The 23,256-nt window shown below is 65.4% G+C and carries 20 protein-coding genes; 15 read left to right on the top strand and 5 right to left on the bottom strand.

Features of this window, described 5'->3' with window-relative positions; translation table 11 throughout:
* Positions 1 to 56 precede the first annotated feature (56 nt).
* Positions 57 to 1,313, bottom strand: coding sequence for an ABC transporter substrate-binding protein (locus tag H8B03_RS16505; protein WP_193142993.1), 1,257 nt, complete (start codon positions 1,311 to 1,313; stop codon positions 57 to 59).
* Between the two features lie 34 nt (positions 1,314 to 1,347).
* Entirely contained in the window at positions 1,348 to 2,235 is an 888-nt protein-coding gene (locus H8B03_RS16500; RefSeq protein ID WP_226926030.1) for an N-acetylmuramic acid 6-phosphate etherase, read from the bottom strand.
* Between the two features lie 158 nt (positions 2,236 to 2,393).
* Here H8B03_RS16500 and H8B03_RS16495 point away from each other — a divergent pair, with 158 nt between their 5' ends.
* The 4 genes from H8B03_RS16495 to nagA are packed head-to-tail and all read left to right on the top strand — an operon-like array spanning position 2,394 to position 6,200.
* A complete protein-coding gene (locus H8B03_RS16495; RefSeq protein ID WP_193142992.1) occupies positions 2,394 to 3,278 on the top strand; it encodes a BadF/BadG/BcrA/BcrD ATPase family protein in 885 nt (294 codons plus the stop codon).
* Complete coding sequence (locus H8B03_RS16490) at positions 3,275 to 4,033, top strand: GntR family transcriptional regulator (protein WP_193142991.1); 759 nt, start codon at positions 3,275 to 3,277, stop codon at positions 4,031 to 4,033. The genes H8B03_RS16495 and H8B03_RS16490 overlap by 4 nt, the downstream gene beginning before the upstream one ends.
* A gap of 2 nt (positions 4,034 to 4,035) precedes the next feature.
* Positions 4,036 to 5,064 carry an SIS domain-containing protein gene (locus H8B03_RS16485; protein WP_193142990.1) on the top strand — a complete coding sequence of 343 codons (1,029 nt, stop codon included), beginning with the start codon at positions 4,036 to 4,038 and terminating at the stop codon, positions 5,062 to 5,064.
* Complete coding sequence (gene nagA, locus H8B03_RS16480) at positions 5,061 to 6,200, top strand: N-acetylglucosamine-6-phosphate deacetylase (protein ID WP_193142989.1); 1,140 nt, start codon at positions 5,061 to 5,063, stop codon at positions 6,198 to 6,200. Before H8B03_RS16485 ends, nagA begins: the two co-directional genes overlap by 4 nt.
* Before the next feature lie 124 nt (positions 6,201 to 6,324).
* Here nagA and H8B03_RS16475 read toward each other — a convergent pair whose 3' ends face one another.
* The 3 genes from H8B03_RS16475 to H8B03_RS16465 form a co-directional block, all read right to left on the bottom strand.
* The gene (locus tag H8B03_RS16475) at positions 6,325 to 7,341 is read right to left on the bottom strand and encodes an EamA family transporter (protein ID WP_193142988.1); all 1,017 of its coding nucleotides are present in this window, start codon (positions 7,339 to 7,341) and stop codon (positions 6,325 to 6,327) included.
* Between the two features lie 174 nt (positions 7,342 to 7,515).
* Positions 7,516 to 8,139: an NAD(P)H:quinone oxidoreductase gene (gene wrbA / locus H8B03_RS16470; protein WP_193142987.1), complete on the bottom strand. Its 624-nt coding sequence runs from the start codon at positions 8,137 to 8,139 to the stop codon at positions 7,516 to 7,518.
* A gap of 104 nt (positions 8,140 to 8,243) precedes the next feature.
* Positions 8,244 to 9,131, bottom strand: coding sequence for a LysR family transcriptional regulator (locus tag H8B03_RS16465; RefSeq protein ID WP_193142986.1), 888 nt, complete (start codon positions 9,129 to 9,131; stop codon positions 8,244 to 8,246).
* A gap of 210 nt (positions 9,132 to 9,341) precedes the next feature.
* Here H8B03_RS16465 and H8B03_RS16460 point away from each other — a divergent pair, with 210 nt between their 5' ends.
* From H8B03_RS16460 to H8B03_RS16410, 11 genes are all read left to right on the top strand, one after another.
* Positions 9,342 to 10,346 carry a Gfo/Idh/MocA family protein gene (locus H8B03_RS16460; RefSeq protein ID WP_193142985.1) on the top strand — a complete coding sequence of 335 codons (1,005 nt, stop codon included), beginning with the start codon at positions 9,342 to 9,344 and terminating at the stop codon, positions 10,344 to 10,346.
* Positions 10,343 to 11,110, top strand: coding sequence for an enoyl-CoA hydratase/isomerase family protein (locus H8B03_RS16455; RefSeq protein WP_193142984.1), 768 nt, complete (start codon positions 10,343 to 10,345; stop codon positions 11,108 to 11,110). The genes H8B03_RS16460 and H8B03_RS16455 overlap by 4 nt, the downstream gene beginning before the upstream one ends.
* 2 nt (positions 11,111 to 11,112) lie before the next feature.
* Complete coding sequence (locus H8B03_RS16450) at positions 11,113 to 12,633, top strand: aldehyde dehydrogenase family protein (RefSeq protein ID WP_193142983.1); 1,521 nt, start codon at positions 11,113 to 11,115, stop codon at positions 12,631 to 12,633.
* Positions 12,634 to 12,711: 78 nt separating this feature from the next.
* On the top strand, positions 12,712 to 13,938 hold the full coding sequence (locus H8B03_RS16445) for an ABC transporter substrate-binding protein (protein WP_226926053.1): 1,227 nt from the start codon (positions 12,712 to 12,714) through the stop codon (positions 13,936 to 13,938).
* Positions 13,939 to 14,060: 122 nt separating this feature from the next.
* Positions 14,061 to 14,957: a carbohydrate ABC transporter permease gene (locus H8B03_RS16440; RefSeq protein ID WP_193142981.1), complete on the top strand. Its 897-nt coding sequence runs from the start codon at positions 14,061 to 14,063 to the stop codon at positions 14,955 to 14,957.
* A complete protein-coding gene (locus H8B03_RS16435; RefSeq protein ID WP_193142980.1) occupies positions 14,957 to 15,838 on the top strand; it encodes a carbohydrate ABC transporter permease in 882 nt (293 codons plus the stop codon). Before H8B03_RS16440 ends, H8B03_RS16435 begins: the two co-directional genes overlap by 1 nt.
* A 4-nt stretch (positions 15,839 to 15,842) precedes the next feature.
* Complete coding sequence (locus H8B03_RS16430) at positions 15,843 to 16,955, top strand: ABC transporter ATP-binding protein (RefSeq protein ID WP_193142979.1); 1,113 nt, start codon at positions 15,843 to 15,845, stop codon at positions 16,953 to 16,955.
* The gene (locus H8B03_RS16425; RefSeq protein ID WP_193142978.1) at positions 16,952 to 18,451 is read left to right on the top strand and encodes an FAD-dependent oxidoreductase; all 1,500 of its coding nucleotides are present in this window, start codon (positions 16,952 to 16,954) and stop codon (positions 18,449 to 18,451) included. The genes H8B03_RS16430 and H8B03_RS16425 overlap by 4 nt, the downstream gene beginning before the upstream one ends.
* A gap of 51 nt (positions 18,452 to 18,502) precedes the next feature.
* Positions 18,503 to 20,092 carry a GMC family oxidoreductase gene (locus H8B03_RS16420; RefSeq protein WP_193142977.1) on the top strand — a complete coding sequence of 530 codons (1,590 nt, stop codon included), beginning with the start codon at positions 18,503 to 18,505 and terminating at the stop codon, positions 20,090 to 20,092.
* Entirely contained in the window at positions 20,093 to 21,121 is a 1,029-nt protein-coding gene (locus H8B03_RS16415) for a LacI family DNA-binding transcriptional regulator (RefSeq protein ID WP_193142976.1), read from the top strand.
* 21 nt (positions 21,122 to 21,142) lie between these two features.
* On the top strand, positions 21,143 to 23,239 hold the full coding sequence (locus H8B03_RS16410; RefSeq protein ID WP_193142975.1) for an FAD-binding protein: 2,097 nt from the start codon (positions 21,143 to 21,145) through the stop codon (positions 23,237 to 23,239).
* The last annotated feature ends 17 nt before the right edge of the window (positions 23,240 to 23,256 follow it).

Here is a 23,256-nt window from a genome sequence, read left to right as displayed (position 1 = left end):
GGGGGGGGAGGGGGTCCCCGGGCGGAGAGATGCGCCCGGGGCAGGTCAGGCCGCGCTTATTGCTGCGGGGCGTACCAGCTGGCGAGGCCGTTCTGCAGACGCTGGGCCGCGTCTTCGGGGCTTTCTTCGCCCTTGATCACGGCGACCGAGGCGTTCCAGGTCTCGTTTTCCAGGTTCGGCGTGCCGCGCGACAGGATCTGGTAGGTCGACCGGATCGAGCTTTCGCACTTGTCGCGCCACGAGATGAACTCCTGCGCGAGCGGATCGTCCAGTTCGACCGGCGCGTTGGACAGCGGGAAGAAGCCCGGTAGCGCGTTGGCGAAGATGTTCGAGAACTCCGACGAGGCCACCCAGTTCAGGAAGGTGCGGGCCGCTTCGGGATTCTCGGAGGCGGCGTTCATGCCGATGCCGATGTCGGTGTGATCCGAGATATAGCAGGTGTCGCCCGCATTCGGGACCGGCGGGTTGAAGGCGCCCATTTCGAAATCGGCCTGCGCGTTGAAGCCCGAGATTTCCCACGATCCGGCCGGATAGATGGCGGCGCGGCCCAGGGTGAAGATGTTCTGGCTGTCGGGATAGGTCTGCGCCTCATAGCCGTAACCCAGGTAGTCGCCCCATTTGGCCAGTTGGCGGAACGGTGCGATCCAGCCTTCGTCGGTGAGCGATTGTTCGCCCGCGATCAGCGCGTTGCGGCCTTCTTCGCCCTTCCAGTAGTTCGGACCGATGTTGTTGTAGCCCATGGTGGCGGCTTCCCACTGGTCATTGGTGCCCATCGCCATCGGGGTATAACCGCCGTCTTCCTTGATCGCGTCCAGCACTGCGAAGAATTCGGCTTCGGTGGTGGGAACTTCCAGGCCAAGCTCGGCAAAGGCATCCTTGTTGTAGATGAAGCCGTGGATCACCGAGGCCATCGGCACGCAGTAGGTGGCGCTGCCGTCATCGGTGGACCAGCCCGACTTGGCCACGTCCGAGAAGTTGGCCATGCCGTCAAGGTCGCTCAGATTGGCCAGGTGGCCCGCGTCATACAGCGCCAGCGAGGCGTCGAAGGGGCGGCAGGTGATGATGTCGCCGGCCGAGCCCGCGTCCAGTTTGGAGTTCAGAACGGCGTTGTATTCCGCCGGGGCCGAGGGGGTGAACTTCAGCTTGATGCCGGGATGCTCGGCTTCGAACGCCGGGATGATCTTGTCCTGCCAGATGGTCAGGTCGTCGTTGCGCCAGCTTTCGATGATCAGCTCGGCATCCTGCGCCATGGCGGCAGTGCCGCCCAGCAGCGTGGTGACAAGCAGCGCGCCTTTCAGTGTGTTGAGTTTCATGTCTCTCTCCCTTGGGTTGGTCGTTCGATAAGGTTCAGGGTGTCTGTGCGGCCGCGGTCAAGCAAGCGCGAAGTCGTCCGCCTGCGTCGGCCAGCATCCGGCGGGCGGTGTCGGGATCATGGCCCGACGCCACCAGAACGGCGCATTTGGTGTTCCAGTCGCAGGCCTTCAGGGCCTCTTGTGCCGCCTCGGGCGAGACGCCGGTGATGCGGCTGACAATGGTGGCCGCGCGCTTGCGCAGCTTGATGTTGTCGGGGATCAGGTTGACCATCAGCCCGTCATGCACATGGCCCATCAGGACGCCGGCCTGCGTCGACATCATGTTCAGCGCCACTTTCTGTGCGGTGCCGGCGCCAAGACGGGTCGAGCCTTCGATGATTTCCGGACCTGTCGGCAGCGCGATGGCCACATCGGCCAGGGTCAATAGCCGCGAGCCGGGCACATTGGCGATGGCCACGACTGTCTGGCCGCGCTTCAGCGCGGCTTCGGCAAAGGCGATGGCAAAAGGGGTGGTGCCGCTGGCGCTGACCACGATGGCCAGGTCGCCGGGCTGCATGGTGGCGACGGCGGCAAGCGCATCGGCGGTGCCATCTTCCGTGTCGCCGGGCATGGCGCCGTCGGCAGGCACCCCGCCGGCCATGCAGATGCGGATTTGATCCTGTGCAACCCCGAAGGTGCCGGGCATCTCGCTGGCATCGGCAAGTGCCATCAGGCCCGAGCTTCCCGCCGCGGCCCAGAACACCCGATGTCCGCCCGACAGGGCCCCGGCCAGATGTACCGCCGCGATGTCGATGGCAGGTTTCGCATGGGCAACCGCAGCCACCGCTGCCTGTTGAGAGGCCAGCATGGCCGACAAGGCGTCGCCCCGCGACAGGGCGTCGAGGGGCATTGTGCCGGATGCGGTGGGCGGCGTGGTGCGCAAGCTGATTCCTCCTTCAAGTGCCACAACAATACCTAAACAATACCTTTTGTCTACCAATTATTTCCAAAACCGCCAGCGATACCCGGGGCCGCTTGTTTTGGCCTGAAATGGCCGGAATTTCTGTTGGATTGGCTGTATAGGTATGGTAAAGGTATCTTATGAGCAGCCGAACAGAATACCAAATATGTGCCGTGGATGGCGGCGGAACCGGATGCCGGGCCGTGATCGGGCGCTCGGACGGCGTGATTCTGGCGCGGGCCGCAGGCGGCCCTGCCAACTATACAACCAATCCCATACAAGCCGCCGAAAACCTGCAAAAAGCGGTGGACGAGGCGCTGTCCTTGGCCGGATCCGACGCGCTGCCGCTGGAACGTACCGTGGCGCATGTGGGATTGGCCGGGATCATGTGCGAAGACGATTCGCAGGCACTGGCGGCGCAACTGCCCTTCGCGCGCTGCTCGGTCTCCGATGATCGGCTGACCTCGGCCCTGGGCGGGCTGGGCGACCGGGATGGCGCGCTTCTGGCCATCGGTACCGGCTCTTTCGCGGCGGGCCGACGCGGAGGTTCGGTGCGGTTTCTGGGCGGCTATGGCTTCAAGGCCGGCGATCAGGCCTCGGGCGCCTGGCTGGGGCGGGAACTCTTGAGCCAGACGCTGCTGGCCTGTGACGGGCTGGCCGCGCCTTCGGACCTGACGCGCGCGGTCTTCGCCCGCTTCGACGAAAAGATCCATCGGCTGGCAACCTATTCGGCCACCGCTGACCCATCGCAATACGCCGGTTTCGCGCCGCAGATCGTGCAGGCCGCCAAGGATGGCGATGCGGTGGGCCGACGGCTGATGGAAGACGGGGCCGCCTATCTGAACGCGGCGCTGGACGCACTTGCACTGAATGACACCGATGTCCTGTGCCTGATCGGCGGGCTGGGGCCGCACTACGCGCCCTATCTTGCGCCCCGCTACCAGGTGCGGATCTGTCAGCCCCAGGGCACGGCATTGGATGGGGCCATGACGCTGGCCCGTAAACTTCTGGAGACAGTGGCATGACCGTGGCAGAATTCCTTGATCCCGAAGGCTGGTTCCATCTTGGTGCCGGACCCCGCTACATGCAGTTGTGGCAGCGCCTGAACGATGGCGTGTCGCGCGGGATCCTGCAGCCCGGCAGCCCGCTGCCCGCCGAGCGCGAGATCGCCGCGATCACCCAGATGTCGCGGGTCACCGTCCGCAAGGCGTTCCAGATGCTGGCCGACGAAGGCACCATCATCCAGAAGCAGGGCTCGGGCTCCTTCGTGGCGTCAAAACCCGAACGGATCGAGCAGAACCTGTCGCGGCTGACCTCGTTTTCCGAGGACATGACCCGGCGCGGCAAGACCTCGACCTCACGCTTCCTGGAGCGCGGCTTCTTCATGCCCTCGCCGGACGAGATCACCTCGCTGGGCCTGTCGTCCGAAGATTCGGTGGCGCGGATCGTGCGTCTGCGCATGGCCGATGGCGAGCCGATGGCGATCGAACGGGCTTCGCTGCCCACGGACATCCTGCCCAATCCGCTGTCTGTCGAGACCTCTCTTTACGAAGTGCTGGAGCGTGACGGGTTCCGTCCGGTCCGTGCGCTGCAGAAGATTTCCGCCATCAACCTGTCGGCCAAGGATGCCGAGCTTCTGGCGGTGCAGGTCGGCGATGCCGGCCTGATGATCGACCGGACCTCGTACCTGGAAAACGGGCGCGTGGCCGAGTTCACCCAATCCCTCTATCGCGGCGACGCCTACAACTTCGTTGCCGAACTCAGACTCTCAAAGGAATAGCCATGACGTCCCAGACTCATATGCAACGCGAGATCCTGGAAATCCCATCGGTCGTCGAAACCCTGCTGTCCCGTGAGCAGACCAACATGCAGGCCGCCGCCCGGATGCTGGAAGAGCGCGACCCGGCTTATCTGATCTCGGTGGCGCGCGGATCCTCGGATCACGCGGCGACCTTTTTCAAATACGCCGCCGAGCTGACCGCCGGTGTGCCCGTGGCTTCGGTCGGGCCGTCGATTGCATCGATCTATGAAAAGAAGCTCAAGCTGCAAGGCGCGGCCTGTCTGGCGGTGTCCCAGTCGGGAAAAAGCCCCGACATCGTGCGCATGGCTGAAATGGCGGGCGAGGCCGGGGCGCTGACATTCGCCATGACCAACCATGCCGACAGCGATCTGGCCAATGTCAGCAACCACACGCTGAACTTGCAGGCCGGCGCCGAGCTGAGCGTGGCGGCGACCAAGACTTTCGTGACCTCGGTGGTCTCGGCCCTGTGGCTGCTGGCCGAATGGCAGCGCGACGCGGCGTTGCTGGCCGCCATTCACAAGCTGCCGCAAGCACTGGAAAAGGCGGTGATCCTGGATTGGAGCGCGCTTGGCGAGCAGATCGCCTCGCAATCCTCGTTGTTCTGCCTGGGCCGAGGCACCACGCTGGCGATGTCCAACGAGGCGGCGCTGAAATTCAAGGAAACCTGCCAGTTGCACGCCGAATCCTATTCCTCGGCCGAGGTGCTGCACGGGCCGGTCTCGATCGTCGATCAGGGCTTCCCGGTGATCGCCCTGGCCGCCGCCGATCAGGCCGAACAGGCGCTGGTGGACGTGGCCGACCAGATCGCGGACAAGGGCGCGATGGTCTTTGCCACCTCGGACAAGGTACGCCGGGCTTCGCGTCTGCCGGTGGCGGCCACGGCGCATCCGCTGACCGACCCGATTTCGCTGATCTCGTCGTTCTACGCGCTGGTCGAACAAGTGGCGGTGTCGCGCGGGGTCAACCCGGACGAGCCGCGCCACCTCAAGAAAGTGACGGAAACAGTATGAGCACACATGCCTACCTGGGTGCAGGGATCTTTGACGGAACCAAGCTGCACAGCGATCGGGCGCTGGTTCTGGATGGCGACCGGGTGCAGGGAATTGTTGCACCCGATGCCATCCCCGCAGGCGCCGCGATCACCGAACTGGATGGCGGCACGCTGCTGTCGGGGTTTATCGACCTTCAGGTGAACGGCGGCGGCGGGGTCATGTTCAACGACGACACCACCGCCGAGGGCGTGGCCGCCATTGCCGCCGCCCATGCCACCACCGGTACGCGCGCGTTGCTGCCGACGCTGATCACCGACACGCCCGCGCGCACCCGCGCGGCGGTCGATGCCGTGGAAACCGCCATCGCCCGTGGCGTGGCGGGCGTCGTCGGCATCCATCTGGAAGGTCCGCATCTGTCCATCGCCCGCAAGGGCGCGCATGATCCGGCTCTGATCCGCCCGATGGAAGAGGATGACGCGGCCTTCCTGTGCGATGCCGCCCGGCGCCTGCCCAACGTGATGGTCACCGTCGCCTGCGAAAACGTGACCCCCGACCAGATCGCCCGGCTGACCGGGGCCGGGGTGATCGTGTCGCTGGGCCACACCGATTGCAGCCGGGATCAGGCCGAAGCCGCCTTTGCCGCCGGGGCCAGTTGCGTCACCCACCTGTTCAACGCCATGAGCCAGCTGGGCAATCGCGAACCCGGTCTGGTGGGCGCAACCCTGTCGACGCCGCAGGTTTCGGCGGGGCTGATCGCGGATGGCATCCATGTGCATCCCTCAAGCATGGCAGTGGCGCTGTCGGCCAAGCAGGCGCCGGGCAGTGTTTTCCTGGTGACCGATGCCATGTCCACCGTCGGCTCGGACATCACCGAGTTTCACCTCAACGGCCGTCGTGTGCTGCGCCGCGACGGGCGCCTGACGCTGGAAGATGGCACGCTGGCCGGTGCGGATCTGGATTTTCCCACCGCCTTGTCGGTGCTGATCGACAAGGTGGGCATCGCGCCTGCCCGAGCCTACGCCATGGCCACATCTATGCCTGCCGCCGTTCTGCGCGACGCCAAGGGGCTTGGCCGGATCGCCGCTGGGGCCGCCCTGTCGGCGATCTATCTGGATCGGGCGGGCCGGTATCGCGGAGATGTCCTGTCTGCATGACGGCACCGTCACCGAATGGCCGTTCGTGGGCCGGCGGTGACGGAAGGTCAGCCATGCACCGAAAGCATGACGGGCTTGCATATTAGTTTGTTGCCGCACTGCAGCGAGACGACTAGGTTCCTACTCAACGGATCGCAGTGATCCTGAAAGTTTCCGGCAGCTCCTCCTCCTCCCTGGGCTGCGGAAAATCTGCGGCGGCCCCTATCCTCCTCCCGGGGGTCGCCGCTTCTTTTCCCTCGATACCGCCAATCCACCGAACCCGCCGCGACACCGCCTGCTTTCGCGTTTCGGGTCTTTTTCTGTTGGCGGCTTGCCCGACCCAGACAGCGATCAGCACAATTGCCGCGCCGGTCATCTGCATGCTGCTCAACGCCTGACCCAGCACGACCCAGCCCAGCAGTACCGCGGTCAGCGGGCTCATCATGCCCAGGATTGATGCGGTGCCGGGGTCAAGCCGCGCAATCCCGCGAAACCACAGCCAATAGCTGAACGCGGCCCCGATCAGGCCCAGCCACAGCAACCCGGCCCAGGCTGGCGCTGACAAGCGGGGCAGCGCCGGTTCAAACAGCAACGCCACCGGCAACAGCAGAACGCCCCCTGCCGTCAATTGCCAGGCCGTGAAGCTGAGCGCCGAAACCGGCGGCTGCCATTTGCGGCTGAGCACCGTGCCCACCGCCATCGACGCGGCCCCGCCCAGTCCGGCGGCAATGCCCAGCGGATCCAGCGTGGCCTTTGGACCCAGCACCAGAAGTGCGACGCCGAGTATCCCGGCCATCGCCGCCCCAACGGCCAGTGGCCGCACCGGGGTGCCCAGCAGCCCGCGGGACAGGGCGATGACCATCAAGGTCTGCGTCGCGCCCAGTGTTGCCGCCACCCCGCCGGGAAGGCGGTGCGCGGTCACGAACAGCAGCGTCCAGAACACCGCGAAATTCAGCGCGCCCAGCAGCAATGTCCGGCCAAGCCAGTCGCGTGGGGGCAGGCAGCGCGTCAGCGCCAGCAACAGCAGCCCGGCCGGCAAAGCGCGCGCCATGGCAAGGGTCAGCGGGTAGCCCTGCGGCAGGGCCTCGGTGGTGACGATATAGGTGCTGCCCCAGATGGCCGGAGCAAGGGCGGTGAGCATCAGGTCGGAGGTGCGGGACATGGGAGCCTCGTTTGGGTCAATAGCGAAGGTAGGATCCAAGGCGCGGATCGGGTGGCCGGGGCGGCAGGCCGATATCGCGCATCTCGTGCGGGTTCAGGGTGTGGGGCGTGGCGGGCAGGATCCGCTGCCGTGCCCAAGGGCGGAGCTTTCGAAGAAATCGACGCATGACGGGGCTCAAGCCACTTGCGCCGGGGCTGCGGCGACGGTCAGTTTGCTGGCGATCCGCGCCACATGCGCCCCCTGATAGCGTGCACCATCCAGATCGGTTTGCGTCGGGTGCAGGCTGCCATCGGCCCCGGCAATGGTGCCCGCGCCGTAGGGCGCACCGCCGATGATGCCCGTGCTGTTGGTCTGACCGGCAAAGCTGTAGGGCAGACCGACGATCACCATGCCGAAATGCATCAGCGGGATCTGCGTGGACAGCAGGGTCGCCTCATGGCCGCCGTGCTGCGAGCCGGTCGAGGCGAACACAGCCCCGACCTTGCCTTCCAGCGCATTGCGCGCCCAGAGGCCACCGGCCTGATCCAGAAACTGCTTCATCTGTCCCGCCATCATTCCAAAACGCGTGGGGGTGCCGAAGATGATGGCGTCATAGCGGGCCAGATCGGCGGGGCTGGCTTCGGGCGTGTCATCCGCGACGAACCCGGCGGCGCGTCGGGCCGCTTCGGGCATGGTTTCGGGGATGCGGCGCAGGTCGACGTGACAGCCGGGAACCGACCGGGCGCCATCGGCCTCGGCCCACGCCAGGGTGCGCACATGGCCGTAGCTGGAATAGTAGAGAACAAGAATGCGGGTCATCTGGGGCCTCTTTCGGGTGTTGTGATGCCCGCGAAGATGGCCTTGATGGGCCGTCGGATTGAGACGGCCTGCCGCAAATGACTTTTCAGCCCGCGTGAAGAATGTCAGCCCGACAGGGTGGCGCGCAGGTGGTCAAGGAAGGCAGCCACCTTGGCCTCGCCGCCGGCCTGCGCGTTGGTCACCGCATAGATGTGCCGCATGGGGAGTTCGTGCGCCGGCAGGACCCGCACCAGCGCGCCTTGCTGTTCGGCGGGGTCGGCGATGAAATCGGGCAGGGTGCCGATGCCCATGCCCGCCACCAGAAGATCGCGCAGGACAAGGCTGCTGCCCACCTTCAGCCGTGGGGTGGTCTCGACCGGGCGTGCGCCCTGTGGCCCGTGCAGGTGCCAGGTCGAGGTGTGATCGGCCAGCAGGAAGCCGATGGTGTCATGACCGGCAAGATCATCGGGTGTATCCGGGGTGCCGCGCCGCTCCAGATAGGAGCGTGCGGCATAGATCCGTTGATGCACCTCGCCGATCCGCCGTGCCCGCAGGCCGCTGTCGGGCAGGGTCGCACGCACCCGGATCGACAGGTCGAAGCCGCCTTCGATCATGTCCACGACCTGATCGTCCAGCGACAGGGTGACCTGCAGATCCGGGTGCCGGTCCAGAAACGCAGGCAGGATCGGGGCCAGCACCATCTGCCCGAATGACCCCGGCGCATTGATCCTGAGATGCCCCCGCACGACGCCGGACCGGGTGCGGAGACGATCCTCGGCGCGGGTCACGGCCTGCAGGATCTCTTGTGCATCCTGATAGTAGTCCCGCCCCGGATCGGTCAGCGCCATGCGCCGGGTGGAGCGGGTCAGCAGCGTACAGCCCAGGCTTTCCTCCAGCAGCTTGAGTTCCCGGCTCAGCAGGGCGGGGGACACGCCCAGATCCTCGGCGGCACGGGAAATGCTGCCGCGTTCGACAATGCGGCAATAGGCTTGCATGACCGAGAGCTTGTCCATGAGGGTCCTCCGGGCGGCGTGTCTTGCGGTTGGGGTCAGCATTTCAGCTTTGCCCTACGCTGGCAAAACCTGTGCATCCGGCAGCGTTGCTGGTTGGCCCAAGGGAGGTTCCGGAAAAACTGTTGACAGGTCCGATCAGCCTGCTCTACGCATTTGGAACGATCCAATAAGAGATCGACAAAGATTGTTAGCGATCACCGGGGGGATGGCATGAATTGGACGCTGGTCGGCGCAAGCACAATTGCGGCGCAATACATGATCGATGCGATCCGGGCCGTTGGCGGCGGAAAGATCCGTCACGTGATCAGCGGATCGGCGGATCATGCCGCAACCTATGCCAAGCACCACGGCATTCCATTCGCCGGAACGGATCTGGATCAGGCGTTGGCCGATCCCGAGGTTGCGGCGGTCTATATTTCATCCACCAACGAAAAGCACTTTGCGCAGGCCATGGCCGCGATCCGGGCGGGCAAGCATGTACTGTGCGAAAAGCCCCTTGCCATGACCCCGCAAGACGCCCGCGAAATGGTTCTGGCCGCCGAGGCCGCCGGCGTGGTGTTTGCAACCAACCACCACCTGCGCTGCGCTGGCAGTCATCAGGCAATCCGCGATGTCATCAAGGCTGGCCGCATCGGGCGGGTCTTGTCGCTGCGGATCCATCACGCGGTAGAGCTTCCGGGCAACCTGCAAACCTGGCGCATCAATGCAGCCGGCAGTGGCGGCGGGGTGATCCCGGACATCACCGTGCATGATGCCGATGTGGTGCGCTTTCTGACGGGCGAGGATCCCGTCCGCGTGACGGCCATGATGGCCGCCAGCGGCATGGGGCAGGGGGTCGAGGATTCTGCCATGTCGGTCTGGGCGCTGCCCTCGGGCGCCATGGTGATGTCGCATGAAAGCTTCACCCATCCGTTCGCCGGCACCGGGATCGAGGTACACGGCACCGAAGGCTCTATCTTCGCCCGCGATGTGATGACCCAACGCCCCATCGGTTCTGTCGAACTGGTCACCGGGGCGGGGCGCGACGCCGTGCCCTTCCCGGATCACAACCTTTACGAATACGGCGTGCGCCGCTTTGTCGAAGCGACCAGGGGCCAGGGCACGCCTGCCGCGACCGGCTGGGACGGGGTGCACTCTCTGACCATCGCGCTGGCGGTGCGCGAGGCCGCCGAAACCGGGCAGACCGTCACCATCGCGTCTCCGGGGGCGGCATGAGCCGGGTTCACCTTGACGTCGCGGGCCGTGTTGCCGAAATCCGCCTCGACAACCCGGCCAAGATGAATGCGCTGGATCACCAGATGATCGCGCAACTCTCGGCCCATATCGACACCGTCGAACGCAATCGCGACCTTGCCTGCGTGCTGGTCACCGCCCAGGGCGACAAGGCCTTCTGCACCGGGGCCGACATTGCGGCCTGGGGTGGGCTGGATCCGGCGGAATTCGCCCGCCACTGGGTGCGCGATGGCCACCGGGTGCTGGGGCGACTGGCGCAATTGTCCAAGCCCACCATCGCGGTTCTGAACGGCCACGCCTTCGGCGGCGGGTTGGAACTGGCTGCTGCCTGCGACCTGCGCCTCATGGCGCCGCAAGCGACGCTGGCCCTGCCCGAAGCCGGGGTCGGGATCGTGCCGGGGTGGTCCGGCACCCAACGGCTGGCCCGCCTGATCCCCGAACCCGTGCTGAAGGAAATGGCGCTGTTTGGCCGCCGGATCAGCGCGGAACGGGCCTGCCAGATCGGCTTTGTCGCCGAGGTGAGCGAGGATCTTCGCGGTCTGGCGGCGACCCTGGCCGACCGCGTCGCACGCTTGTCGCCTCGGGCGGTCGAAATCACCAAGTCGATGATCCACGCCGCACGGGGTGAAGATCCCGCCGCCATGATCGAGGCGCTCGGCTCGGCCGCCATCGCTGCCACCGAGGATCGCGCCGAAGGCGTCGCCGCCTTTGCCGAACGCCGCAAACCCCAGTTTTCAGGGACCTGAGCATGACCGATCTGAACATCATCGCGGCCACCGGCGCGCCGCTTCCGGCCCAACCTTTCACGGGGCGCCACCTGATCGGGGGCGACTGGGTCGACAGTGCCGACGGGGCCACCTTCGACCGTCATTCGCCCGCGCATGGCATATTGGTCAGCCGCTCGGCCCAAGGGGGCGAAGCCGAAACCGATGCCGCCGTCGCCGCGGCCCGCGCGGCTTTCGATGCGGGGGTCTGGAGCCGGATCTCGGGCAAGGAACGCGCGGCGATGCTGCTGCGCGTGGCCGATCTGATCGAGGCCAATGTCGACGAAATCTCGGTCTGGGAAACGCTGGAAAGCGGCAAGCCCATCAGCCAGTCACGCGGCGAGGTGGGCGGCGCGGCGGATCTGTGGCGCTATGCGGCGTCGCTGGCGCGCACCTTGAAGGGCGACAGCCACAACACGTTGGGCGAGGACATGCTGGGCGTGATCCTGAAGGAACCCATCGGTGTGGTGTCGATCATCACCCCGTGGAATTTCCCGTTCTGGATCCTCAGCCAGAAACTGCCCTTCGCGCTGGCTGCGGGCTGCACCTGCGTGATCAAACCGTCCGAGATGACGCCCACCACCACCGTGCGCATGGGCGAATTGCTGGTCGAGGCCGGAATGCCCGCCGGGGTCGTCAACATCGTGCTGGGCCACGGTCTGCCCGTGGGCGCGCGGTTGTCCGATCATCCCGAGGTGGACATGGTGACCTTCACCGGCTCCACCGCCGTCGGCAAGACGATCTCGGCCACCGCCGCCGGAACCCTGAAGAAGGTCGCGCTGGAACTGGGCGGCAAGAACCCGCAGGTGATCTTTCCTGACGCGGATCTGGACGGGGCCGCCGATGCGGTGACCTTCGGGGTCTATTTCAACGCGGGCGAATGCTGCAATTCCAGCAGCCGGATCCTTGTGCACGAAGACATTGCCGGGGCGTTCATCGACAAGGTCGTGGCCCTGTCGCGGCGGGTGGCCTTTGGCGATCCGATGGATCCCCAGACCCAGGTCGGCGCCATCGTCACGCCCGAACACAATGCCAAGATCGACGGCTATGTGCGTGAGGCCGAGGCCGCCGGGGCGAAAATCTGCCTGGGCGGCGGCGTACTGACCGTGCCGGGCCTGGACGGGCAATTCTACCAGCCCACAGTGGTGGCAAGTGTCACCCCGGACATGCCGATTGCCCGCGACGAAGTCTTCGGACCGGTGCTGTCGGTGCTGACCTTCCGCACGCTGGATGAGGCGCTGGCCATCGTCAATGACGCCACCTACGGCCTGTCGGCGGGGGTCTGGAGCGACAGCATCCATACCTGCCTCGACTTCGCCCGCCGTGCGCAGGCCGGTACGATCTGGACCAACACATGGATGGACGGCTTCCCGGAAATGACGTTTGGTGGGATGAAGCAATCGGGACAGGGCCGCGAGATCGGCTCTTATGGGCTGGAAGAATTTCTTGAGATCAAGACCCTGGCCATGCGGATCGGAAAAACCCGCGGACCCTGGGTCAGATAAAGCCGGGAAAAACCCGGTACGACAACGAACCAACGCAACATGGAGGAGACATCAATGCGTGGATATTTCGGAAAGACGATGACAGTGGCCTGCGCCCTGGCAGCGACCACCAGCATGGTTAAAGCCGAGGACGTGGAAGTTCTGCACTGGTGGACCAGTGGCGGGGAAGCCGCGGCGCTGAACGTGCTGAAGGAAGACCTGGCCGGTCAGGGCATCGGCTGGCTGGACATGCCGGTTGCCGGCGGCGGCGGCGAACAGGCAATGACCGTTCTGCGCGCCCGTGTCACCGCCGGGGATGCGCCCACCGCCGTGCAGGCGCTTGGGTTCGACATTCTCGACTGGGGCGAGCAGGGCTCGCTTGCGGACCTGAACGATGTCGCCGCCCAGGAAGGCTGGGACGCCGTTGTTCCCGAGGCGCTGCAGTTCTTTGCCAAGTATGACGGCAAATGGATCGCGGCCCCGGTCAACGTTCATTCGACCAACTGGGTCTGGGCGAACAAGGCGGTGCTCGACGACAACGGAATTGCCGTTCCCGAAACCTGGGATGATTTCGTCGCTGCGGTGGAAACGCTGAAAGCGGCGGGGATTACACCGATCGCCCATGGCGGACAGGCCTGGCAGGATGCGACGATCTTTGACGCTGTCGTCATGTCGACCGGCGGCCCGGATCTCTACAAGGCGGCCTTCATCGACCTGGATCCCGAAGCGCTCGGTTCGGATGCGATGAAGGAATCCTTCGACCGCATGGCCTATATCCGCGCCAACGTCGACGACAACTTCTCGGGTCGCGACTGGAACCTGGCAACGGCGATGGTCATCAATGGCGAAGCCGGTTTCCAGATGATGGGTGACTGGGCCAAGGGCGAATTCCTGAATGCCGGCAAGGTGCCCGGTCAGGACTTCCTGTGCTTCCGGTTCCCCGGAACCGGCGATCAGGTCACCTTCAACGCTGACCAGTTCATGATGTTCGATCAGGGCGGTGTGGTGTCGCCAGAACAGGCGGCCCTTGCCACGGCGATCCTGTCGCCGACGTTCCAATCGGCCTTCAACGTGGTCAAGGGCTCGGTCCCGGCGCGCACCGACGTGTCTGACGAGGCCTTCGACGACTGCGGCAAGCAGGGGATGAAGGACCTGGCCGCGGCCGCGTCGTCGGGCAATCTGTTCGGGTCGATGGCCCACGGCCATGCCAACCCGGCGGCTGTCAAGAACGCCATCTATGATGTCGTGACGGCGCATTTCAACGGCGAATACGACTCGGCCACCGCGACCGAGGAACTGGTGAACGCTGTCGAAGGCGCGCAGTAAGGCGCAGGTCTCCGGGGCGTGGTCCTGCACCGCGCCCCGGAATTGCCGGGCCTTTCACCGGCCGGGTCCGATCCAACCAGAACAATCGCATTTCCGCGCGCCCGTGCGGGACAGGAGGCGTAATGGCGCATCAATCCGCCGAGGTCGATTTCCGGACACGGCTGCAGAACTGGATCCCAAAGCTGGTTCTGTCGCCGTCACTGGCCGCCGTGCTGGTGTTCGTCTACGGGTTCATCCTGTTCACCCTGTATCTCAGCTTCACCAACTCCAAGATGCTGCCCAGCTATGACTGGGTGGGCTTCGAGAATTATCGCAAGCTGTGGGGGCTGAGCCATTGGTGGACCGCGATCACCAATCTCGCCATCTTCGCGACCCTCTACATCGTCATCTGCACCGCCATCGGCCTGACGCTGGCCATCCTGCTGGATCAGAAGATCCGCGGCGAGGGCATGTTGCGGCCGATCTACCTGTATCCCATGGCGCTGAGTTTCATCGTCACCGGCACCGCGTGGAAATGGTTTCTGGATCCCGGCATCGGGCTGGAAAACACCATGCACCTGTGGGGCTGGGAAAGTTTCGAATTCGGCTGGATCAAGGATCGCAACATGGCGATCTACACCATCGTCATCGCCGCCGTCTGGCAGACCAGCGGCTTCGTCATGGCGATGTTTCTGGCCGGCCTGCGCGGCATCGACAACGAGATCCTGAAAGCCGCCCAGATCGACGGTGCGTCGAACTGGAACCTGTATCGGCGCATTGTGATCCCGCTGCTGAGACCGGCCTTCCTGTCGGCCTTCGTGATCCTCAGCCATCTGGCGATCAAATCCTATGACCTTGTCATCGCCCTGACCGGCGGCGGACCGGGCCGGGCCACCGAACTGCCCGCGACCTTCATGTATTCCTACACCTTCTCGCGAAACCTGATGGGGGTGGGTGCCTCCAGCGCCGTGATCATGCTGATGACCATCGCCGCGATCATGACGCCCTATCTTTACGCCGAATTGCGGGAGAAACCCTGATGTCCGCCGCCACACAGGAAACCGCCATCCGCACCGGACGCATTGCCCGCACCTTCATCTACGTGGTTCTGCTGGTCTTTGCCCTGTTCTACCTGCTGCCGTTCTTCGTGATGCTGGTGAACTCGGTCAAACCGCTGAGCGAGATCACCGAAGGCAACATGATGGCCCTGCCGAAGGAACTGACCTTCGCGCCCTGGGCGTCGGCCTGGTCCACGGCGCAGATCGGCGTCGAGCCGACGGGTCTGCGTCCATACTTCCTGAACTCGCTGTTCATGGTGGTGCCGGCGGTGCTGATCTGCACGGCACTTGGCGCGCTGAACGGCTATGTGCTGACCAAATGGCGGTTCCGGGGTGACACGCTGCTGTTCGGCCTGATGCTGTTTTCCTGCTTCATCCCGTTCCAGATCGTGCTGATCCCGATGGCGCGGATGCTGGGGATCATGGGGCTGGCCGGATCCACTGCCGGGCTGGTGCTGGTGCACGTGGTCTATGGCATCGGGTTCTCGACCCTGTACTTCCGCAACTACTATTCCGCCTTCCCGACCGAACTGGTGCGCGCGGCGATGATCGACGGCGCCGGGTTCTTCCAGATCTTCTGGCGGATCATGGTGCCGGTGTCCGGGCCCATCACGGTGGTCTGCGTCATCTGGCTGTTCACCAACATCTGGAACGACTTCCTGTTCGGAGCCTCGTTCGCCTCGGGATCGAAAGCGCCGATGACGGTGGCTTTGAACAACCTCGTGCAATCCTCCACCGGGGTAAAGGAATACAACGTGCATTTCGCCGGAGCGATCCTCGCGGCACTTCCCACGCTTCTCGTCTACATCGTCGCTGGCCGCTATTTCGTGCGCGGCCTGATGGCGGGTTCGGTCAAAGGATAACCCGATGGGCTTTCTCGATATCTCCAATGTTACCAAGTCCTACGGCAACACCGAGGTTCTGCACCATGTGGACATTTCGGTTGAAGAGGGCGAATTCCTTGTGCTGGTCGGTCCGTCGGGCTGTGGCAAGTCCACGCTTCTGAACATGATCGCCGGGCTGGAAAGCATCACCTCGGGCGATGTGTCGATCAAGGGGCGGGTGGTCAACGGCGTGCATCCGTCCAAGCGCAACATCGCCATGGTGTTCCAGAGCTACGCACTCTACCCCAACATGACCGTGGGCCAGAACATGACCTTCGGGCTGGAAATGCACGGTGTCCCCAAGCCCGAGCGTGACAAGGCGCTGGCGGATGTCGCGGCGCTGTTGCAGATCACGCCGCTGCTGGATCGCAAGCCGGGGCAGCTTTCGGGCGGTCAGCGGCAGCGGGTGGCGATGGGACGGGCACTGGTGCGCAATCCGGATGTGTTCCTGTTTGACGAACCCTTGTCGAACCTGGATGCCAAGCTGCGTGTCGACATGCGCACCGAGATCAAGAAACTGCACGAAAAGCTGAAGACCACCATCGTCTATGTGACCCACGACCAGATCGAGGCGATGACCCTCTCGACCCGGATCGCGGTGATGTACAACGGTTATGTGCAACAGCTTGGCACCCCGAAAGAGATTTACGACACCCCGACCAACCTGTTTGTGGCGGGCTTCATGGGCAGCCCGTCGATGAACCTGTTGCCGGTCGAGGTTGCCATGATCGACGGCGCGCCGCACGCGGTGACCACCGATGCCGACGGCGCACCGCTGCACCTGCGACTGCATCAGCAGAACCTGTCTGAATGGGCCGGGCGCAAGATCATCCTTGGCATCCGGCCCGAGGCGATCACCGATCCCGAGGGCGCCGACCGGGCATCCTCGTGCATCATTCCGATGACCAACCGGGTCAGCGTCACCGAGCCCGCGGGCTCGGACACCTTCGCGACCATGACGCTGGCGGGGCAGGATTCCATCGCGCGGATGCGGGCGGATGCCTCGGTCGGGCCGGGCGAGATGTTCGAATTCGCCATCAACATGGAAAAGGCCGTGGCCTTCGATCCCGAAACCGAGCGTCGCATCGTGCCATGACTGCACCCGAAGTGATCGTCATCGGATCTGGAATGGGCGGGGCCTCGCTGGCGGCCTCTCTCGCCCCGTCCGGGCGCCGGATCCTGATTCTGGAGCGCGGCGAACATCTGCGCCCCTGCGCCGAGGATCGGGATGCCGGCGTGATCTTCGGGACAGATCACTTCCGGTCCGGCGAGGGCTGGCAGGACGCGCTTGGGCGCGACTTTTGCCCCGGCAACTACTACATGGTCGGCGGCAATTCGAAGTTCTTCGGCGGCGCCATGTATCGCTTTCGCACGCAGGACTTTGCGCCGCTGACGCATCTTGGCGGCACCACGCCGGGCTGGCCCATCGGCTATGACACGCTGGTGCCCTATTATGATCAGGCCGAGGCGCTGTTCCAGGTGCGCGGGGCCGCCGGTAACGACCCGACCGAGCCGCCGCGCAACCGCCCCTATCCGCATCCCCCCGTACCGGACGAGCCGGTGATCGCCGACCTGCGCCGCCGCCTGACGGCGCTGGGGCTGCATCCTTCCGCGATCCCGCTGGCGGTGGATATCGACCGCTGGCTGGCCGGCGGGCAAACGCCCTGGGACGGGTTTCCCGAAACCCGTGGCGGCAAGCTGGATGCCGAGACCGCGGCCCTTGCCCGGGCCTTGTCCCACGACAATGTCACCCTGCGCACCGGGTGCCGCGTGCGGCGACTGCTGGCTGGCGCTGGCGGGGGGATCACCGGCATCGAGGTCGATACCCCCGGGGGCGGCGAGACCCTGACCGCCCCGGTCATCGTGCTGGCGGCGGGCGCGGTGCAAAGCGCGGCCCTGTTGCTGGGATCGGCGGATGCGGACCGTCCGGCGGGGCTGGCCAACCGCTCCGACCAGGTGGGGCGCAACTTCATGAACCACAACTGCTCGGCGGTGCTGGCCCTGCATCCGCTACGCAAGAACCCGTCTGTCTATCAAAAAACACTGGCGCTGAACGATTTCTACCTGACCGGCGGCGCGGGCGGCACCCCGCTGGGCAATGTGCAACTGCTGGGCAAGATCTCGGGTCGGATCCTGACGGCCACCACCAGCTTGCCGCGTCCGCTGGCCCATTGGATCGCGGCCCGGTCCGTCGATTTCTACGCCATGTCCGAAGACCTGCCAAATCCGGACAGCCGGGTTACCCTGCGCGATGGGCAGGTGGTGCTGGACTGGAAACGGTCGAACTGGCCGGCGCATGAGGCGCTGGTGGCGCGGCTGAAAACCCTCCTGCGCAAGGCCGGGTTTCCCGTCATCCTGTCGCGCGCCTTTGATCGGCGCACGCCGTCGCATCAATGCGGCACCGCGCGGATGGGGGCGGATCCGCGTGCCAGCGTGGTCGATCCTTTCGGGCGCAGCCACGATCATCCCAACCTGTTCATTGCCGATGCCTCGGTGCTGCCGACTTCGGCCGCTGTCAACCCGGCGCTGACCATCTCGGCACTGGCCATGCGCACCGCAGATCACATCCGGGACACCGACCTTGCGATATAGGGCGGCCCCCGTGGTCAGACATTCGATCCTTCATGGTCCGGGAGAACGGCTATGACGACAGTTCATGATTTCATCATCGTCGGCGGCGGCTCGGCCGGTTCGGTTCTGGCGGCGCGGCTGAGCGAGAATGCCGGAACCTCGGTGCTGTTGCTGGAGGCCGGTGGCGGCGACCGGCATCCGTTGTATCACCTGCCCGCAGGCTTTGCGAAGATGACCAAGGGCATCGGGTCCTGGGGCTGGAAGACGGTGCCGCAGACGCACATGAAGGGCATGGTCATCCCGTACACACAAGCCAAGGTGCTGGGCGGCGGCTCCACCATCAACGCGCAAATCTACACCCGTGGCAACGCGCTGGACTATGACGAATGGCGGCAGATGGGCTGCGATGGCTGGGGTTATGACGATGTGCTGCCCTATTTCCGCCGGTCCGAGGACAACGATACCTACGACGACCGCTTTCACGGCACCGGCGGGCCTCTGGGGGTCAGCCAGCCAGCGGCGCCGCTGCCCATCTGCGAGGCTTATTTCGAGGCTGCCGCCAGCCTTGGCATTCCGCGCAATTACGACATGACTGGTGAAGCCCAGGACGGCGTCGGCTATTACCAGCTGACCCAGCGCAACACCCGGCGCTGTTCGGCCTCCATGGGGTTTCTGACCCCGGCGGTGCGCAAGCGTCCGAACCTGACCATCCGCACCGGCGCCCAGGTTTCGCGCATCGTGGTCGAGGGTGGGCGCGCCATCGGGGTCGAGATCGCGGGCGAAGGCGTGCTGCGCGCCGGGGCCGAGGTGATCCTGTCGTCCGGCGCCATCGGCAGCCCGCGCCTGCTGATGCTGTCGGGGATCGGTCCCGCCGATCATCTGACCGGTCTTGGTCTGCCGGTGGTGTTCGACCAGCCCGAGGTGGGGTCCAACCTGCAAGACCATATTGACCTGTTCGTGATCGCCGAATGCACCGGGCCGCACACCTATGACCGCTATGCCAAGCCGCAATGGTCGGTGCTGGCCGGGCTGCAATACTTGTTGACGCGCAAGGGGCCGGTGGCCTCCAGCCTGTTCGAGACCGGCGGCTTCTGGTATGCCGAACCCGACGCGCGCTCGCCCGACATCCAGTTCCACCTTGGCCTTGGCTCGGGGATCGAGGCCGGGGTGGCGGCCATGCCAGAAGGCGGGGTGACGCTGAACTCGGCCTACCTGCGGCCACGGTCGCGGGGCACCGTGCGGCTGGCTTCGGCCGATCCGATGGCCGCGCCGCTGATCGACCCGAACTATTGGCAGGATCCGCACGACCGCGAGATGTCGATACGGGGTCTGAAGCTGGCGCAGAAGATCCTGCGGCAGGACGCGCTGAAGCCCTTCGTCAAGGCCGAACGGCTGCCGGGCCCCGAGGTGCGCAGCGATCAGGACTATTTCGACTTCGCCTGCGCCCATTCCAAGACCGACCACCATCCGGCGGGCACCTGTCGCATGGGGCCGGATGCGGCAGCGGTGCTGGATACAAGCCTGCGGTTCCGGGGGATCGACGGGCTGCGGGTCGCCGATGCCTCGGTGATGCCGCGGCTGGTATCGTCGAACACCAATGCGCCGACCATCATGATCGCCGAGAAGGCCGCCGACCTGATCCGGGAGGCGCATGGGATCTGAATGAGCCGCAGACCGACCATCGTCGATGTCGCCCGCGCCGCCGGGGTTTCGAAATCCACCGTCAGCCTTGTTCTGCAGAATTCGCCGCTGGTCAAAGCCGACACGCGGGATCAGGTGCGCAAGGCGATGGCCGATCTGGGCTATGTCTACAACCGTGCTGCGGCCAAGCTGCGCCGCTCCAACGCGGGGCTGATCGGGCTGGTCATCAATGATCTGCGCAACCCGTTCTTCTCGGAATTCGCAACGGCGGTGCAGATGGCCCTGTCGGCGCGCGGCTATGTCACCGTGGTGGCCAACACCGACGACGATCCGGCGCTGCAGGCGCAGGTGGTCTCGGCCATGATCGAACACGGGGTGTCGGCGCTGGTCATCTGTCCGGCCTACGGCGGGCAGCAGGATACCTTTGACGCGATCCGCCGGTCCGGTCTGCCCTGCCTGCAGGTACTGCGCCGGGTGGCACCGCCCGGATCGGGCATCCCGCTGTGTGCCCCGGATTTTCGCGGCGGGACATGGTCGGCGGTGGATCATCTGGTCTGGCAGGGCGCGCGCCGCATCGCCTTTCTGGGCGGGATCGAGGGCCGCCCCATTACCGAGGAACGCCTGTCGTGCTATCTGGAACGGCTTGAGATCGCGGGGATGGAGCCGCTGTTCCTGCCCGGTCGCGCCAGCAGGAAGTTTGGCCATGACATCGCCTGTACGCTGGCCAAGACCCATGGCGATGTGGATGCCGTGATGTGCTTCAACGATCTGATCGGCCTTGGGGTGCTGAGTGGCTGTGCACAGGCGGGCCGGCAGGTCGGGCGTGACCTGCTGGTGGTAGGCTTCGACGACATCGACGAATGCGCCCACGCCTTTCCCGGCCTGTCCTCGGTGAGAACCTTCATCTCGGATTTCGGGGCGGGTATTGCCGGTTCGGTTCTGGCGTGGCTGGAAAAGGACCAGAAGCCCGAGCCCGAAACCCGCACGCCGGTGGACCTGATCGTGCGCGCCTCAAGCCGGATGGCAGGGTGCCGCCCTCTGCAAGACTGAAACAGGAACGGAACCGCTGCTGTGACGACCGACATTTCCCAAAGCATCCTGGACGCGCTGACCGATGTGGACATGCCCCGGTTGGCGCCCGAACCGCCCTTTCCCGAGATCACCAACGTGGACGGTCAGCGGCTGCCGACCTATCGCTGTGGCTGTGTCGTGCTGGGCAGCGGCGCTGCGGGCCTGCGCGCGGCGGTCGAACTGAAGCGGCGCGGCGGCGATGTGGTGGTGGTCAGCCAAAGCGCCTGGGGCGGCACCTCGGCCTGCTCGGGGTCGGACAAGCAGACTCTGCACACGGCCAACACCTCGGACCAGGGCGACAACTACACGTCGATGGCGCGGGCAATCCGGGCGGGCGGCGCGATGGACGAGGACACCGCCTATATCGAGGCCGTGGGTTCGGGCCGGGCCATGGCGTCGTTGCAATATCTCGGGTTGCCGCTGCCGCAGGATGAACTGGGCGGCACCCTGCGCTATCAGACCGACCATGACGAGGTCGGCCGCGCCACCAGTTGCGGGCCGCGCACCTCTCGTCTGATGGTGCGGGTGCTGGCCGAAGAGGCGCTGCGCCTTGGTATTCCGATCTTCAACCAGACCACCGGATTGCGGCTTCTGACCGACGGCACTGGCGACAACCGGCGGGTGGCCGGGCTGCTGGCCATCCGTAGCAGGGACCGCAGCGCCGACAACCCCCTTGGGGTCTGCGTGTTCCAATGCCCGGTGATTGTGCTGGCCGCAGGCGGCCCCGGCGAGTTGTACCGCGACAGCGTTTTTCCCAACGGCTGCTTCGGTTCGCTGGGCATGGCGCTGGAGGCCGGCATCGAAGTGACAAACATCACCGAGGCGCAATTCGGGATCAGCACCCGGCGCGAGGGGTTTCCGTGGAACCTGTCGGGCACCTATGTGCAGGTGATCCCGCACATCTATTCGGTTGATGGCAGCGGTGCCGAGCGGCATTTCCTTGGCGACTACTATCGCACCACGCAGGAGATGGCCTCGAACATCTTCCGCAAGGGCTATCAATGGCCGTTCCACGCCACACGGATGCTGGACTTTGCCTCCAGCCTTGTCGATCTGGCGATCTTCCGTGAAACCCAGTCCGGGCGGCGGGTGTTCATGGATTTCAACCGTAACCCGCTGCCGGTGCCGGGGGATCGGCCGTTCAGCCTTGCGCGGCTGGATCCGGACGTCAGCACCTACCTGCGCAACGCCGGTGCCGTGCAGGCGTTGCCGATCGACCGGTTGCGCCACATGAACCCGCTCGCGATCGAATTGTACCGCCGCTACAAGGTGGATATCGCCGCCGACCCGCTGGAGTTCTCGGTCAACAACCAGCACATGAACGGCGGCGTGAAAGTGGATATCTGGGGCCAAAGCAGCCTGGCGGGGGTCTATGCGGTGGGCGAAGCCGCAGGCACCCATGGGGTCACCCGCCCCGGTGGGTCGGCCCTGAACGCGGGCCAGGTGTTCGGCACACGGGCGGCAGAGCACATTGCCGCCAGCGGCACCGCCGACACCGCGCCCAAGGGCGATCTGTCGGGTCTGGTGGCCGACGCCGTGACTGCCGTGACCGGTCTTCTGAACCGGGACAGTCCCCTGACCCATGCTGACGTGCGCGAGGCCGTGCAGGCCCGGATGAGCGACAATGTCGGCATCATCTGCACCCCCGAAACGGTGGCCGCCGCCCGCACCGACGCCGCCCGTCTGAACGCCGACATTCGGGCGCAGGGGATGTCCTTCAATCGCCCCGCCGAGGTGGGGCGCGTGGTCCAATGGCAGCAGATGGCGCTGGTCTCCGAAGCCGTCATCACGGCGCTGGATCACTACATCGAAGGGGGCGGTGGCAGTCGCGGCGCGCGGGCGATCTGCGAAACCGGGGGCGAGGCGTTGCCCATGGCGCGCTCCGGTCCGCTGGAGGGCTTCCGCTTCCGCACCGAGAAGCCCGCGCATCAGGCCGAGCAGATCGTGGTGCGCTGGACAGGCGAGGGGTTTGACCTGAGCACCCGCCCGAACCGCACCTTCGACGAGACCGCGAAGGCGTTTTTCGAACGTGACTGGCCCGACTGGCTGACTGGCGGCATCTACACGGCCCGCACCCAGACACCTGCGAAGGGTTGAGGCAGGAGTCCGGACCC

This window comes from Meridianimarinicoccus sp. MJW13 (genome assembly GCF_014901205.1).
Lineage (GTDB): Bacteria > Pseudomonadota > Alphaproteobacteria > Rhodobacterales > Rhodobacteraceae > Meridianimarinicoccus.
Note: the sequence above shows the minus strand (reverse complement) of the source record. Positions and strands in the feature narration are given on the sequence as shown.